General features: G+C 52.9%; 13 protein-coding genes. 8 read left to right on the forward strand and 5 right to left on the reverse strand.

The genetic code is table 11. The features are described from left to right. Nucleotides 1-103 precede the first annotated feature (103 nt). Nucleotides 104-1,300, reverse strand: a complete 1,197-nt coding sequence (gene megL, locus FDX09_RS01210; protein WP_061380953.1) for a methionine gamma-lyase — start codon at nt 1,298-1,300, stop codon at nt 104-106. 87 nt (nt 1,301-1,387) lie between these two features. Here megL and FDX09_RS24005 point away from each other — a divergent pair, with 87 nt between their 5' ends. From FDX09_RS24005 to FDX09_RS01235, 5 genes are all read left to right on the forward strand, one after another. Then, the gene (locus FDX09_RS24005) at nt 1,388-1,639 is read left to right on the forward strand and encodes a hypothetical protein (RefSeq protein ID WP_137346676.1); all 252 of its coding nucleotides are present in this window, start codon (nt 1,388-1,390) and stop codon (nt 1,637-1,639) included. Between the two features lie 85 nt (nt 1,640-1,724). Beyond that, nucleotides 1,725-1,832, forward strand: coding sequence for a type I toxin-antitoxin system toxin Ldr family protein (locus FDX09_RS01220; protein ID WP_137346677.1), 108 nt, complete (start codon nt 1,725-1,727; stop codon nt 1,830-1,832). Nucleotides 1,833-2,057: 225 nt separating this feature from the next. After that, entirely contained in the window at nt 2,058-4,064 is a 2,007-nt protein-coding gene (gene hmsP / locus FDX09_RS01225) for a biofilm formation regulator HmsP (RefSeq protein ID WP_085049069.1), read from the forward strand. 157 nt (nt 4,065-4,221) lie between these two features. Next, nucleotides 4,222-5,508 carry a C4-dicarboxylate transporter DctC gene (gene dctA / locus FDX09_RS01230; RefSeq protein WP_006687518.1) on the forward strand — a complete coding sequence of 429 codons (1,287 nt, stop codon included), beginning with the start codon at nt 4,222-4,224 and terminating at the stop codon, nt 5,506-5,508. A gap of 222 nt (nt 5,509-5,730) precedes the next feature. Then, nucleotides 5,731-7,224 carry a pitrilysin family protein gene (locus FDX09_RS01235; RefSeq protein ID WP_038635132.1) on the forward strand — a complete coding sequence of 498 codons (1,494 nt, stop codon included), beginning with the start codon at nt 5,731-5,733 and terminating at the stop codon, nt 7,222-7,224. Nucleotides 7,225-7,316: 92 nt separating this feature from the next. On the opposite strand, the gene FDX09_RS01240 is transcribed toward FDX09_RS01235, so the two are convergent. Continuing rightward, on the reverse strand, nt 7,317-8,246 hold the full coding sequence (locus FDX09_RS01240) for a sugar kinase (RefSeq protein WP_038635130.1): 930 nt from the start codon (nt 8,244-8,246) through the stop codon (nt 7,317-7,319). 229 nt (nt 8,247-8,475) lie between these two features. On the opposite strand from FDX09_RS01240, the gene pdeH reads away from it, so the two are divergent. Both pdeH and FDX09_RS01250 read left to right on the forward strand, forming a co-directional pair. Next, a complete protein-coding gene (pdeH, locus tag FDX09_RS01245; protein ID WP_038635128.1) occupies nt 8,476-9,243 on the forward strand; it encodes a cyclic-guanylate-specific phosphodiesterase in 768 nt (255 codons plus the stop codon). A 77-nt stretch (nt 9,244-9,320) separates the two neighbouring features. Then, nucleotides 9,321-11,381, forward strand: coding sequence for an AsmA family protein (locus tag FDX09_RS01250; protein WP_137346678.1), 2,061 nt, complete (start codon nt 9,321-9,323; stop codon nt 11,379-11,381). Nucleotides 11,382-11,424: 43 nt separating this feature from the next. Here FDX09_RS01250 and FDX09_RS01255 read toward each other — a convergent pair whose 3' ends face one another. From FDX09_RS01255 to FDX09_RS01265, 3 genes are all read right to left on the reverse strand, one after another. Beyond that, nucleotides 11,425-12,747 (reverse strand): MFS transporter, encoded by a 1,323-nt coding sequence (locus tag FDX09_RS01255; protein ID WP_069323751.1) that lies wholly within the window; start codon nt 12,745-12,747, stop codon nt 11,425-11,427. Nucleotides 12,748-13,096: 349 nt separating this feature from the next. Then, a complete protein-coding gene (gene yhjD / locus FDX09_RS01260; RefSeq protein WP_137346679.1) occupies nt 13,097-14,122 on the reverse strand; it encodes an inner membrane protein YhjD in 1,026 nt (341 codons plus the stop codon). Nucleotides 14,123-14,169: 47 nt separating this feature from the next. Next, on the reverse strand, nt 14,170-15,069 hold the full coding sequence (locus FDX09_RS01265) for a LysR family transcriptional regulator (RefSeq protein WP_038635118.1): 900 nt from the start codon (nt 15,067-15,069) through the stop codon (nt 14,170-14,172). Nucleotides 15,070-15,188: 119 nt separating this feature from the next. Between FDX09_RS01265 and FDX09_RS01270 the strand changes: the two genes are divergently transcribed. After that, nucleotides 15,189-15,947: an SDR family oxidoreductase gene (locus FDX09_RS01270; protein WP_137346680.1), complete on the forward strand. Its 759-nt coding sequence runs from the start codon at nt 15,189-15,191 to the stop codon at nt 15,945-15,947. Nucleotides 15,948-15,979: the final 32 nt, after the last annotated feature.

A 15,979-nucleotide genomic window follows, 5' to 3' on the forward strand; every position in this document is an offset into this window, starting at 1 on the left:
AAAATACACGCTCTCCCCGGAAAAGGATTGCGCGTATAGCCAGACTGTTGTGCCTTGATTCTCAACAGTCTGAACCGATCGGCGTCGGTTCAGACTGTAGTGGTCAGAATGTTGCCTTTCTGATGGCGTGTTCAAGGTCGTTAATAATATCTTCTGGATCTTCAAGACCCACAGAAAGACGGATAAGTCCGTCGGTAATACCTGCTTTAAGCCGTTCCTCTGGCGCAACGGGCGAATGTGTCATAGACGCTGGGTGCTGAATGAGGGTTTCGGTATCACCGAGACTGACCGCGAGGAGGCACAATTCTACAGAATTGATCATCCGTCTGCCAGCCTCGAGGCCGCCGGCGATTTCGAAGCTGATAATTCCTCCTGGCAGACTCATCTGCCGTTGGCCAAGCTCATACTGCGGATGTGAAGAGAGGCCGGGATAATAAACGTGGGTGATGGATGGATGCCCTTCCAGGAAGCGGGCGATTTTCATCGCATTTTCGCAGTGACGCTCCATTCGAATACCCAGTGTTTTAACGCCGCGCAGCGTTAACCAGGCGTTGAACGGACTCATGCAGCCGCCGGTGATATCTTTCAGCCCCACAAACCGCGCCTGGTCAATAAACTCCTGCTTGCCGACGATAATGCCGCCAATCACATCCCCGTGACCGTTGATATATTTGGTGACGCTGTGCACCACGATGTCTGCGCCCAGTTGCAAAGGCTGCTGACAGTACGGCGACATAAAGGTGTTATCCACCACCAACACTGCGCCTTGCTGATGGGCAATACCGGCCACCGTTTCAATATCAACCAATGAGAGCGTCGGGTTGGCGGGCGTTTCGATATACACCACTTTGGTTTCCGGGCGCATGGCGGCGCGAATTTCTTCAGGATTCGCCGCATCGACAAAGCTGACGTTAATCCCGAACTTCGGCATGCTGTGCGACAGAAACGCGTGGGTGCAGCCGTAAATTGCGCTGGCGGAAACGATATGGTCACCCTGCTGGCACAATGTCAGCAGCGTTGTGGTGATGGCAGAAATACCGGACGCGGTTGCCAGTCCGGCTTCACCTCTTTCCAGCACCGCCAGCTTTTTCTCCAGCGCATCGGTGGTGGGGTTACCCAAACGAGTATAAATGTACCCGGACTCCTCAAGCGCAAAGCGGGCGGCACCTTGTTCGGCGCTGTCAAATACAAACGTTGAAGTCTGGAAAATAGGCGTACTGAGCGCGCCAGTTGAAGGATCGGGTTGTTGCCCTGCGTGAACGATCTGGGTGTTGAATCCGTAAGTACGACAGTCAGACATGATATCTCCTTTAATTCGGAACAGAACAGCTCACACTCAAATAGCAATCGCTGTGCCAGAAAATGAATTAATAGATATCAATGAGTTATGTATTTACCTGAATTAATAGTCGGCAGGAATGTTGCCAACTGGCAAGAATCTTTCCAGCGTACTGGCGAGAAACGGGTGAAGTGCGAGGCGCTACGCAGAGCGGAATATTGCGCAGTGATATGGCGAATGGGCTACCGTAGAATCAGCGGCAAGCCGGGAATTCCCGGTGAGGCGCAATGTTGCGGGGGCTTGATCCCCGGCGGCATCGGTTGCTGGAAAGAGAAAACCCCCGCACGTTGTTCGGTATAAACCTGGCAACAAAACGGGGGCTAACTTGAACCTGAACAACTCAAGGATAGCCGTGAACAGTTGCCATTGCAACACAGGCGGCTATATGACGCTCGCACAGTTAGGCGTAGCCTTCTGGCACGATTTAGCGGCTCCAGTCATCGCTGGCATTTTTGCCAGCCTGATTGTGAGCTGGCTACGTAACAGGAAGTAATGCGCTTAGTGGGCGTCTGCCTGCCGTGATGGCAACATGCGCCCGAACCAGGCCGCAGGGGTGACCTTGCGGCCTTTTTCGGCTTAAATGCAGATAAATCTCGTCGTCAGGTGCCTATCCTGTCGCGATAATGCACGCTGGGAAGTTTTCAGATACCGTCTCTCTTAATACCGCTACGATCGGGTATACTCTGACGGCAGTTTCGTCTATCCGTGGAGAGTCAGTTTGCGTGTCAGTCGCTCGTTAACAATTAAGCAGATGGCAATGGTCGCGGCCGTTGTCATGGTGTTTGTTTTCATTTTTTGCACCGTTTTGTTGTTCCATCTGGTACAGCAGAACCGCTATAACACGGCTACACAACTGGAAAGTATCGCTCGCTCCGTCCGTGAACCTCTTTCCGACACTATCCTGAAAGGGGATATTCCCGAAGCGGAAGCCATTTTACGCAGCATTCGGCCAGCGGGCGTGGTCAGCCGCGCTGATGTGGTGCTGCCTAATCAGTTTCAGGCGCTGCGGATGAGCTTTATTCCCGAACGCCCGGTTCCCGTTACGGTGACCCGCCTGTTTGAGCTTCCGGTGCAAATTTCGCTGCCGGTCTATTCACTTGAGCGCTCAGCGAACCCACAACCGCTGGCGTATCTGGTGCTGCAGGCGGATTCGTACCGCATGTACAAGTTTGTGATGAGCACACTCTCAACGTTAGTGACCATTTACTTACTTTTGTCGTTAATACTCACGGTAGCCATCTCATGGTGTATTAACCGTTTGATTGTGCACCCATTGCGCAAAATCGCTCGCGAGCTGAACGACATTCAACAGCAGGATCTGATTGGCTATCAACTGGCATTACCACGTCTGCATCAGGATGATGAGATTGGTATGCTGGTGCGTAGCTACAACCTCAATCAGCAGCTCATCAAACGCCATAGCGAAGAGCAAAGCGACCATTCGATGCGCTTCCCGGTTTCCGAATTGCCCAACAAGTCGTTTTTAATGGGATTGCTGGAGCAGGTGGTGACGCGTCAGCAAACGACGGCGCTGATGATTGTCACCTGTGAAACCCTGCGTGATACCGCGGGCGTGTTAACCGAAACTCAGCGAGAAATCTTGCTGCTGACGTTAGTCGAAAAACTAAAATCGGTATTGGCCCCCAGAATGGTGCTTACCCAGGTGAGCGGCTATGACTTTGCCATCATCGCGCATGGTGTAAAAGAGCCCTGGCATGCCATTACGCTAGGTCAGCAAGTACTCACTATCGTTAATGAGCGGTTACCGATTCAGGGCATTCAACTACGTCCGAACTGCAACATCGGGGTGGCGATGTTTTATGGTGATTTAACCGCAGAGCAGCTCTATCGCCGCGCCCTGTCCGCCGTGTTAACGTCGCGTCATAAAGGTAAAAACCAAATTCAGTTCTTTGATCCGTTGCAAATGGAAGAGGCGCAGCAGCGTTTAACCCAGGAGAACGATATTTTAACCGCCATGGATAACCAGCAGTTTGCGCTCTGGATGCAGCCCCAGGTAGAAATGTCCAGCGGCAAGGTATTGAGCGCAGAAGCATTATTGCGGATGCAACAGTCGGACGGTAGCTGGGAGCTGCCAGAAGGGTTAATCGACAGAATTGAGTCTTGTGGTCTGATGGTGACCGTCGGTTATTGGGTGCTGGAAGAAACATGCCGCCAGCTGTCAGCTTGGCAAGAACGCGGTCTGATGCTGCCGCTCTCGGTGAATTTATCCGCTCTCCAGTTGATGCACCCCAATATGGTGTCTGATCTGCTGGAGTTGTTAACGCGCTATCGCATTAAGCCTGGCACATTGATCCTCGAAGTGACTGAAAGCCGACATATTGACGATCCCAATGCCGCGGTGGCCATTTTGCGACCGCTGCGCAACGCGGGCGTGCGCATCGCGCTGGACGATTTTGGCATGGGGTATGCGGGTCTGCGGCAGCTACAGCATATGAAGTCGCTACCGGTGGATGTACTCAAAATTGATAAGATGTTTGTCGATGGCGTGCCCGAAGATTGCAGCATGATCTCCGCCATCATTCAATTGGCACACAGTCTCAACTTGCAGATGATCGCCGAAGGCGTTGAAACGGAAGCGCAACGCGAATGGTTATCACAAGCAGGGGTGGAAGTGGCGCAAGGCTTCCTGTTTGCCCGACCGGTTCCGGCAAATATCTTTGAAGAACGCTATCTGGCACCGGAAGGCGCTGATTACAAAAGTTAAAAAAGGTCTCGCTTGTGCGAGCCAGCTCAAAATTTTTAACATTTTTGTATCAATTATGATCCAGGTGCATTTCTGTCATGTTGAGTGGGTGTTACTTTAAGGCCGCAGGTTAAACAAAACCTTACAAGACCTGTGGTTTTTACTTTAAGGACACCCTATGAAGACCTCTATATTCAAAAGCCTTTACTTTCAGGTCCTGACAGCAATTGCCATTGGTATTCTCCTTGGCCATTACTACCCTGAATTAGGCGCCCAAATGAAGCCGCTTGGTGATGCTTTCGTTAAGCTCATCAAGATGGTCATCGCACCTGTCATCTTCTGTACTGTCGTGACCGGCATTGCAGGCATGGAAAGTATGAAAGCAGTAGGCCGCACCGGTGCGGTTGCACTGCTCTATTTTGAAATTGTCAGTACGATTGCGCTGATCATCGGCCTCATCATCGTCAACGTGGTGCAACCTGGTGCCGGGATGAACGTCGATCCGGCAACGCTGGATGCCAAAGCGGTAGCGATTTACGCCGAACAGGCAAAAGACCAGGGGATCGTAGGTTTCCTGATGGACATTATCCCTGCGAGCGTCATTGGCGCGTTTGCCAGCGGTAATATCCTGCAGGTATTGCTGTTTGCGGTAATGTTTGGTTTTGCTCTGCATCGTCTGGGCAGCAAAGGCCAGATGATTTTCAACGTAATTGAAAGCTTCTCGCAGGTTATTTTCGGCATCATCAATATGATCATGCGCCTGGCGCCGATCGGTGCTTTCGGTGCCATGGCTTTTACCATCGGTAAATATGGCGTCGGAACGCTGGTGCAACTGGGGCAGCTGATAATCTGCTTCTACATCACCTGTATTCTGTTTGTGGTTCTGGTACTGGGTTCCATTGCTCGCGCGACTGGCTTCAGCATCTTCAAATTCATCCGCTATATCCGTGAAGAACTGCTGATCGTACTGGGTACGTCTTCATCTGAATCCGCACTGCCGCGTATGCTCGATAAAATGGAGAAACTGGGCTGTCGGAAGTCGGTTGTCGGGTTGGTTATACCCACAGGGTACTCGTTTAACCTTGATGGGACATCCATCTATCTGACGATGGCGGCGGTGTTTATCGCTCAGGCCACCAACAGTCATATGGATATTTTCCATCAGATAACCCTGCTGGTCGTGCTCCTGCTCTCCTCAAAAGGGGCTGCGGGTGTGACCGGGAGTGGCTTCATTGTTCTGGCCGCGACTATCTCTGCGGTGGGGCATTTACCGGTCGCTGGCCTGGCGCTAATTCTCGGTATTGACCGCTTTATGTCTGAAGCCCGTGCGCTGACCAACCTGATTGGTAACGGTGTGGCAACTGTCGTTGTGGCTAAATGGGTGAAAGAATTGGATACCAAAAAGCTGGATGACACGCTGAATAATCGTGCGCCGGATGGCAAAACGCACGATTTATCCTCTTAATCTCGTCACTTATGCCCGTAGTCCCTTCCAGGACTGCGGGTGTTTGCGCATAATTACCCCCTGTGCCTGAAACCGTCGATTCGGCGGCGTCGGGATTTTTTCACTTCCTCCGTGACATTTTCATGTTCTTGCGGTCTAACACGAAGTGTTTTTAACGTCATATTCAGAGAGTCCTTTCGCGGGCTGTCTTTTTATTACCAGGATAGTTGATCAGGGGTTCACATGCAGGGCACAAAAATTCGACTTTTAGCGGGCGGCTTGCTGATGATGGCCACTGCCGGCTATGTGCAGGCAGATGCGCTCCAGCCTGACCCGGCGTGGCAACAGGGCACGCTGGCAAATGGTCTACAGTGGCAAGTGCTAGCCACTCCCCAGCGCCCCAGCGACCGTATTGAGGTTCGCCTGCTGGTCAATACCGGTTCACTCACCGAAAGTACGCAACAGAGTGGTTTCAGCCATGCGATCCCGCGTATCGCGCTGACGCAAAGCGGTGGCCTTGATGCCACGCAAGCCCGTTCACTGTGGCAGCAGGGGTTCGATCCCAAACGTCCCATGCCGCCCGTTATCGTTTCTTATGATTCCACGCTATATAACCTCAGTCTGCCTAACAGCCGTAACGACTTGCTGAAAGAGTCACTTACTTACCTGGCGAATATTTCCGGCAATCTGAGCATCACTCCTGAAACGGTTAATCATGCGCTGAGTAGCGAAGATATGGTCGCAACCTGGCCGTCAGATACCAAAGAGGGGTGGTGGCGTTACCGTCTGAAGGGATCAACCCTGCTGGGGCACGATCCAGCTGATCCGCTAAAAACGCCTGTCGATGCCGCGAAAATCCACTCCTTCTACCAGAAATGGTATACCCCGGACGCGATGACGCTGATTATCGTGGGTAACGTAGATGCGCGCAGCGTGGCTGAACAAATCAATAAAACCTTTGGCGAGTTAAAAGGAAAACGGGAAACCCCAGCGCCGGTGCCGACGCTTTCGCCGCTGCGTGCGGAAGCCGTGAGCATTATGACCGATGCGGTACGTCAGGATCGCCTTTCCATCATGTGGGACACGCCATGGCAGCCAATCCGTGAATCCGCCGCGCTGTTGCGCTACTGGCGCGCTGATTTAGCCCGTGAAGCGCTGTTCTGGCATATTCAGCAGGAACTGACCAAAAACAATGCCAAAGATATCGGCCTTGGATTTGATTGTCGGGTCCTGTTTCTGCGTGCCCAGTGCGCTATCAACGTGGAATCGCCGAACGGTAAGCTGAATGCGAACCTCGGTACGGTTGCGCGTGAGCTGGCGAAAGTGCGTGATAAGGGCCTGCCGGAAGAAGAGTTCAATGCGCTGGTGGCGCAAAAAAATCTGGAACTGCAGAAACTGTTTGCCACCTATGGCCGTACCGATACCGACATTTTGATCAGCCAGCGTTTGCGCTCGCTGCAAAATCAGGTGGTGGATATCGCGCCTGAACAGTATCAGCGTTTACGCCAGAGCTTCCTCAACAGTCTGAACGTTGAGATGCTGAATCAGGATCTGCGCCAGCAATTGTCGCAAGATATGGCGTTAATTCTGCTGCAGCCGAAGGGGGAGCCTGAATTCAATATGAAGGAACTGCAGGCGACGTGGGATAGCATTATGGCACCCGTTACCGCGGCGGCAACGCCGGTAGAAACGGATGAATCACATCCTGAAGTGACGGATATCCCGCCGGTACAGTAACCTCCAGGCCGGATAAGGCGATTACGCTGCCATCCGGCCTTGGGTGGGTAGCCCGGGGGTGCTTCGCTTGCCCGGGCTACAAGAACAACACGTTATTGCGGCATAGCGTCGCGTGGGATAATCGCCCCGCGATGCTGAATCACCGTGCTTGCCGTCAGGTGACCGCGTTTTGCGGCATCGGCGGCATTGCCACCGGTCAGACGTACCGCCAGATACCCGGCGCTGAAGGAGTCTCCCGCTGCGGTGGTATCAATCACTTTCTCTTTCGGTAATTTAACGGCCGGGACGTCGATCAGCGTTTCACCCTCGATAGAAACCAGACAAGAGTCTGCGCCGCGCTTCACCACGACTTCCTGAACGCCAGCCGCGTGAGTACGGGCAATCACCTCGGCTACAGGTTTTTCACCCCACAATGCGTCTTCATCATCCAGCGTCAGGAACGCGATATTGGTGCATTCCAGCATCTGCTGATAAACCTGCTGCGTTTCTTCTTTGCTGCTCCACAGGCGTGGGCGGTAGTTATTGTCAAAAATGACTTTTCCACCGTTAGCGCGGCATTCACGCAGTAACGTCAGCAGTTTGTCACGGCTGGCCGGGCTTAGAATCGCCAGGCTGATTCCGCTCAGATACAGATAATCAAATGTCGCCAGCTCTTCGCAAATCGCGGCGGACTGTTCGCTCTCCAGCCAGAATTTTGCGGCAGCTTCATTACGCCAGTAGTAGAAGGTGCGCTCGCCGGTGCTGTCGGTCTCAATGTAGTAGAGTCCCGGCAGGCGGTTTTCCATACGCTGGGTTAATGAGGTGTCAACATTTTCACCCTGCCAGGAGTCCAGCATTTGTTGGCTGAAACTGTCAGTACCCAGTGCAGTCACATAGTGTACCGAAAGCGCCGCCGCATCGACCTGGCGGGCGATATAAACGGATGTATTCAACGTGTCGCCACCGAATCCGCGCTGAACGTCGGCGCCTTTCTGTGACAGCTCAATCATGCATTCGCCAATCACGGCAATCTTTCTGGACATAGTCGTAACCTGCTCTGAAAAAAATTAGCGTTAGTGTGCGCTGTGGGTGTTAAGTGGTCAACTATATTAAAACAACGTTCCATTATTTTTTGAGCCAGCACGTGTTCTGCGTTGTTTTTTGCCGCCTGGTTTTTATTTTGCCTGCGGCGGAACGTAAAGTTCTGCGCCTGAGCGCCGATAACCTTTGACGAGTCCGGTCAGTCACACTCTTATTTACAGGACATCTTTGATGATAAAGCAGGTTACCCAGCAGCTCATTACGCCCGATGCGAGTATCGAAAGCTTGCAGGCGAGACGCTATTGGCTGCAGTGCGAGCGTGCTTACACCTATCAGCCGATTTACCAGACCGACGGACGGCTGATGGCCGTTGAACTGCTGACCGTCGTGACCCATCCTGATAATCCTGCCCAACGTATTGCGCCAGATCGCTATTTTGCTGAAGTGGCCGTCCGACACCGTATAGAGGTTGTGAAAGAGCAGCTCCTGCAGCTTGAGCTGAAAAAGGACTTTTTCAGAGCCAATAACCTGCTGGCTTCAGTGAATGTCGATGGCCCAACGCTGATTGCGATGCGCCAGGATCCTGAAATCCTGAAAATCATCGAATGCCTGCCGTGGCTGCGTTTTGAGCTGGTGGAGCATATCCGCCTGCCGAAGGGGTCGTCGTTCGCCTCAATGTGCGAGTTTGGTCCCCTCTGGCTGGATGATTTTGGTACCGGAATGGCGAACTTCTCGGCCCTGAGCGAAGTGAGTTACGACTATATTAAAGTGGCGCGGGATCTGTTTGTCATGCTGCGCCAGACGCCGGAAGGCCGCAATCTCTTCACGTTGTTGTTACAGCTGATGAACCGCTATTGCCGCGGGGTGATTGTTGAAGGTGTTGAAACACTTGAAGAGTGGCGTGATGTGCAAAACTCACCGGCTTTCGCGGCGCAAGGCTATTTTCTTTCTCGTCCAGTACCTCTGCACACCCTCGAAGAGGTGATCCTGTCGCTTTGATTCGGATGTAGCGTCCCTCATTTTGCCCTGCTGGACTATCTTTAGGACAGGCAAGGAAGGAAGTGAGGACGCTAACTATGACAAAAGCAGGCAAAATAACCGTATCAGTATTAGGGGTTTTCTTGTTGTTGATCGTCGTATTCATCATTGTGATTGCGACATTTGACTGGAACCGGCTCAAACCGACCATCAACCAGAAAGTCTCTACAGAACTCAACCGGCCCTTCGCCATACGGGGCGATCTGGGCGTGGTTTGGGAGCGCCAGAAGCAGGAAACCGGCTGGCGTAGCTGGGTTCCGTGGCCGCACGTTCATGCCGAGGATATTATCCTTGGCAACCCGCCGGACATTCCCGACGTCACCATGGTGCATCTTCCCCGTGTGGAAGCCACGCTCGCGCCGCTGGCATTGCTGACAAAAACCGTCTGGCTACCGTGGGTCAAGCTGGTAAAGCCTGATGCGCGCCTTATTCGCCTGTCGGAAAAAAACAATAACTGGACCTTTACCCTCGCAGAAGATGAAAACCGCGATCCTAATGCGTCGCCCTCTGCGTGGTCTTTCCGGCTGGATAATATTCTCTTCGATCAAGGACGCATCGCTATTAACGATAAGGTGACCCGCTCGGAGCTTGAGATCCTGGTCGATCCACTGGGTAAGCCATTGCCTTTTAGCGAAGTGACGGGCGCAAAAAGTAAAGAGAGTCAAACCCGCGTTGAGGATTACGTATTTGGTTTGCAGGCCAAAGGACGCTATAACGACGAACCGCTAAGCGGTAGCGGAAAAATAGGCGGGATGCTGGCGCTGAGGGGCGAAGGAACCCCTTTCCCGGTGCAGGCTGATTTCCGGTCGGGCAATACGCGCGTAGCATTTACCGGTACGGTAAATGACCCGATGAATATGGGCGGCGTGGATCTGCGGCTTAAATTCTCAGGTGATTCGCTAGGGGATTTGTACGATTTGACGGGGGTGCTGCTCCCGGATACGCCGCCGTTTGAAACCGACGGGCGTCTGGTGGCGAAAATCGATCCGGAAAAATCCTCTGTTTTTGATTACCGCGATTTTAATGGCCGTATTGGCGACAGCGATATTCATGGAACGCTAACTTATACGACCGGTAAGCCGCGTCCGAAACTGGAAGGGGACGTCGAATCACGCCACTTGAGACTGGCTGATTTGGGACCGCTGATTGGTGTGGATTCGGGGAAAGGCGCGGAAAAGGCCAAACAGTCTGAACAGCGCAAAGGTGAGAAGAGCGTCCAGCCTGCCGATAAAGTCTTACCGTATGACCGTTTCGAAACTGACAAATGGAATGTGATGGATGCTGACGTACGTTTCAAAGGTCGGCGCATTGAACACGGCAGCAGCCTACCGATTAGCGATCTCTCCACCCATATCATCCTGAAAAATGCCGACCTGCGCCTGCAGCCGCTGAAATTTGGCCTGGCGGGAGGCAGCATTGTTTCCAGAATCCATCTGGAAGGGGATAAAAAGCCGATGCGTGGGCAGGCGGATATTCAGGCTCGCCGCCTGAAGCTAAAAGAGCTCATGCCGGATGTAGAACTGATGCAGAAAACGCTCGGTGAAATGAACGGTGACGCTAAATTTAGCGGCAGCGGAAACTCGGTGGCCGCGCTGTTGGGGAACAGCAATGGCAACCTGAAGCTGCTGATGAACGATGGCTTAATCAGCCGGAATCTGATGGAAATTGTGGGATTAAATCTGGGTAACTATCTCGTTGGTCAGATATTTGGTGACGATGAGGTCCGGGTGAACTGCGCGGCGGCGAATCTGGATATCGTTAACGGCGTGGCGCGTCCTCAAATCTTTGCTTTTGATACGGAAAATGCGGTGATCAATGTGACCGGGACCGCGAGTTTTGCCTCTGAGCAACTGGATTTAACCATCGATCCAGAGAGCAAAGGTATTCGTATTATTACGCTGCGTTCGCCGCTGTATGTTCGCGGGACCTTCAAGAACCCGCAGGCAGGTGTAAAAGCCGGGCCATTGATTGCGCGTGGTGCGGTTGCCGCCGCATTAGCCACGTTAGTCACTCCAGCGGCGGCACTGTTGGCGCTGATTTCTCCTTCCGAAGGGGAAGCCAACCAGTGCCGGGCGATACTGTCGCAAATGAAGAAGTGATGTCAGGCCGGATGCGATGGTTACACCGCATCCGGCAAAAGAATCATAATGACTGATGACGGGTCTCATGGGTTAACAGCAGCGCGATCAATGTCAACGCCGCCATCGATGCCAGATACGTTCCTACCGCTGCCAGACCGTAGTTAGCCTGCAGCCATGCGGCAATATACGGGGCAACGGAAGCGCCAAGAATCGACGAAACGTTATATGAGAATGATGCGCCCGTGTAGCGAACCTCGGTTGGGAACAGCTCCGGCAGCAACGCGCCCATCGGACCAAATGTCAGTCCCATCAGGCTTAAACCCAGCAGCAGGAAAGCGAACACCAGCGCCGGATTGCCAGATCCGAGCAGCGGTTTAAAGGCAAACAGCGCAAACAGAATGATAAGCGTGGTGATGATGAGCATGCTCTTGCGGCGACCAAACGCGTCGGCCAGCAGACCCGCCACTGGCACCATAACGCCAAAGCCAATTACCGCCATCATTAGCATCCACAACACTTCATTACGCGGCAGGCCAAGCCCTACAGGCGCGGCGGCTGTACTGAACGTCATCGAATAGACGGTCATGATATAGAACAGTGTATAGGTCGCCAGCATGATGAACGTGCCGAGGATCGTTACGCGAATATGCTTTGTCAGTAAGGTACCCAGCGGGATTTTCACCTGTTTTTTCGCTGCAGCGACTTTGGCGAAGACCGGGGACTCATGCAATGAAACGCGAACATACAGGCCGATGATCACCAGTACCGCAGAGAAGATGAACGGTACGCGCCAGCCCCAGCTCATAAACTGTTCATCGGTCAGCAGCCAGGAGAGCAGCAGAAAAGTGCCGTTGGCGAAGAAAAAGCCGATAGGCGCGCCCAGTTGCGGGAATGATCCGTACAGCGCGCGTTTACGCGGCGGCGCGTTTTCCGTTGCCAGCAACGCCGCGCCGCCCCACTCACCGCCCAGACCTAAACCCTGACCAAAACGCGCCAGCGCTAGCAGCAACGGGGCGAAAATGCCGATAGTTTCATAGCCCGGCAGCAGGCCAATGACAACCGTTGAAATCCCCATGGTAAGCAGTGAAGCAACCAGCGTGACTTTACGGCCTACGCGATCGCCGAAATGGCCGAACACCGCGGAGCCGATTGGCCGGGCCACAAAAGCGATAGCGAAGGTGGCGAGGGACTGCAGCGTAGCCGCGGTCGGATCTCCCTGCGGGAAGAAAATATGGGGAAACACGATCACCGCGGCGGTCGCGTAGATATAGAAGTCGAAGAACTCAATGGCGGTACCAATGAGTGAGGCGACGACAACTTTATTGCGCGAGTTGACCGGGGTGTGTTCCTGTTCGTTGTCGAGTGTTGTGGCTGTTGCTTGCATAATATTTTCTTATTTTTGGCCGAACGAAAGGCCATATTACGCACAGCAAAAGCGATATTTCAATCTGTAACAAACCCTGCAATTGGTCAAAAAAAGAGCAAAAAGGGGATAATATTCAGGCTGAAGATTTCACTTCCATGAAATGCTTCACATAATTTAAAACTTGGATGATAAAACTGGTTTTTGGTTAAATAAAAGTTACGGGTTGGATTTATTCACTAAATCAGTAAGAACAGGCGGCATTATAATTGCCGGATGGCGCTGCGCTTATCCGGCCTACAAACTCACCCGTAGGCCGGATAAGACGCGTGCGTCGCCATCCGGCAATTCACAACTAATCCGGCGGTGGCTATTGCGTTTTCCCCGGCATCCGCGGGTCATCTTTGTATTCCGCCGTGGCTATCCAGGCGGCGCAAAACAGCGTCAGACGAGCGAAGAAGTAGAAGAACGCCATCAGTCCAAGCACGGAACCAAACGCTGCGCCTGACGGCGATTGCACCAGTGACGGCAGCGTGTAGGTCATGATCATTTTGATAACTTCAAACCCCAGCGCCGCGATAAATGTGCCGCGAATGAGTGCTTTCTTACGTGGTCGGTGACGCGGCAGTCGCCAGAAAATCCAGAAGAAAAGCAAATAGTTGGCGAAAATAGAGATGGTCAGGCCGATCAGGCGCCAGGCGGGCTTCAGCCATTCGATGCCGTCGAGATATAGCGCAGAGATAATCATCTGCTGGGCGGAACCGGCGATAGAAGTAATGGACAGAGTGACAATCAGCGCAATCAACAAACCAATCAATGAAACAAAATCGCGCAGGTATTTAACCCAAATTTTTTCCTGATCCTGCGGCGTACGCTCCCAGACATCTCGCGACTGGGCACGAATCGCTTCGCGCAGATTACCCATCCAGTTAATCCCGGAATAAAGGGCGATCCCAAGCCCGACCAGACCCACGGTGGTTCGCTGCTGAACGGCAGTGTTAATGGTGTTTTTTAACGTGGAGGCGAGCGTCGGGTCGCTGACGTTAAGCAGTATTTTGCTGAAGATATCCTGCAACAGCGTAGGGTGGGAGGCGAGAATAAAACCGGCGGCGGCAAATGACACCATCAGGATAGGGATCATCGACAGGAACGAGAAGTAGGTGATAGCGGCGCCAAACTGGTTTCCCATGCGGTCATTAAAACGCTCTGCGGCTCGAATCATATGGGCGATGACGGGCTGGCGTTGAATTTTATCGGCGAGGGTCAGGGCTGTTTGCAATGCCTGGTTGGTCGTACCGTTGGTTTCTGTTTTTTCACGCTCCTGGGGCTCAATTTTTGGGATCGGTGCGTGCTCAAGTTCCTGAATGGGGCGTTTTATCTCTTTTTCCTGCGTCATCAGGCCAGTATTCCTTGTTCTGTTCATTCTCAAGACAGTATAGCTTGTCAGTCCACATAATCTTTCATTACGCCGGTCAGCCATTCCATAAACAGATGAACCCGGCGGGAGAGGTTGCGGCGATGCGGATACAGCAGAGAAACCGGCATCGGCTCGGCACGATACTGCCCTAACACCTCGACCAGCGTACCGGCGCGCAGGGCGTCGCGTACGCCGACGCGTGGCACTTGAATAATGCCCAGGCCGGCAAGGCATGCTGCATGATAGGTTTCCGTGCTGTTCACCGTCAGCATGCCGCCGGTTTTAACCCATTGAGTACCGTTGCCTGTCGCCACCTCGAAACCTTGCGCACGCGTTCCCAGGTTCACCGAGTAATGCACCACCGCATGCGAGGCTAAATCTTCCAGGCTTTCCGGGTAGCCAAAGCGGGCCAGATATTCTGGGCTGGCGCAGTTAATCTGCGTGAGTTTACCCAGCGGACGGGCAATCAGCCCTGAATCTTTCAGCGTACCGACGCGTACCACGCAGTCGAAACCTTCGCGGATCAAGTCCACCAGCCGATCGCTGCTGCTGAGTTCGAGTTCAAGTCCCGGATATTGATGCAAGAAGGCTGCCAGGCGAGGCATCACCAAATTTCTCGCGACGCCCACCGGCATATCCACGCGCAGCTTGCCGCTGATACTGGCCGAATCGTGATGGAATAGGCCATCCAGTTCATCCAGATTGCTTAGCAGATCTTTCGCGCGTTCATAATAGATCATGCCGTCTTGTGTGAGCTGGACGCGTCGGGTGGTGCGGTGCAACAGCTGCGTGCCAAGATGATTTTCCAGGGCCTGGATTTGTCGCGATACGCTACCTTTAGGTAGTCCAAGGGTGTCCGCCGCACGCGAAAAACTCTCCAGTTCTGCGACGCGGATGAACAACTGCATTGCGTGAATTTTATCCATTCTCATGCCCTATTGTTGTTCTGTATGAAACAGTAATGCGCAATCAGCGATATTTATTGTTTTTCTACCACCTAATAAGCTCTGTCTCAATCTTCACTACACATGAAATGAGGTTTCTTATGACGCAACGTATCGCATTGGTGACCGGCGGTGGTCGTGGACTCGGTAAAAACGCGGCGCTTAAGCTGGCAAGCAAAGGAATCGGTATCATCCTGACGTGGAACAGCAATGAAAAAGAAGCGCTGCAGGTTGTGGATGAAATTCGCCAATCTGGCGGTAAAGCAGCGGCATTACCGTTGAATGTCGGGGATATTTCAACATTCCCTCAGTTTATAAAACAGGTGCGGGAAACCTTACGGACCCAGTGGCAAAGCGACACCTTTGATTATTTATTGAACAATGCCGGGATTGGTATTAACGCGCCGTATCCGGCGTTCACCGAAGCGCAATTTGATCAACTTTTGAATATCCATTTTAAAGGTCCTTTTTTCCTGACGCAGAACCTTTTACCGCTGATGAACAGAGGCGGCAGGATCCTCAATGTTTCAACCGGACTCGCGCGCTTTGCGCTGCCGGGTTACAGCGCATACGCGGCTATGAAAGGGGCGATGGAAGTGTTAACCCGTTATCAGGCAAAAGAGCTGGGGGAGCGCGGAATTACGGCCAATATTATTGCCCCCGGCGCGATAGAAACCGATTTTAGCGGTGGAAATGTGCGGGATAACGCGCAACTGAATGCGTACATTGCTTCGCAAACAGCGTTGGGGCGCGTTGGTTTGCCGGATGATATCGGTGACGCGACTGCCGCGTTGCTCAGCGATGAGCTGGCGTGGATGACGGCGCAGCGTATTGAGGTCTCCGGCGGAATGTTCCTGTAACCCGTCGTGTCTTATTCAGCCAGATATTGGCT

Source organism: Citrobacter sp. wls717 (assembly GCF_005280955.1).
In the GTDB taxonomy this organism is placed as follows: Bacteria; Pseudomonadota; Gammaproteobacteria; order Enterobacterales; family Enterobacteriaceae; genus Citrobacter; species Citrobacter werkmanii.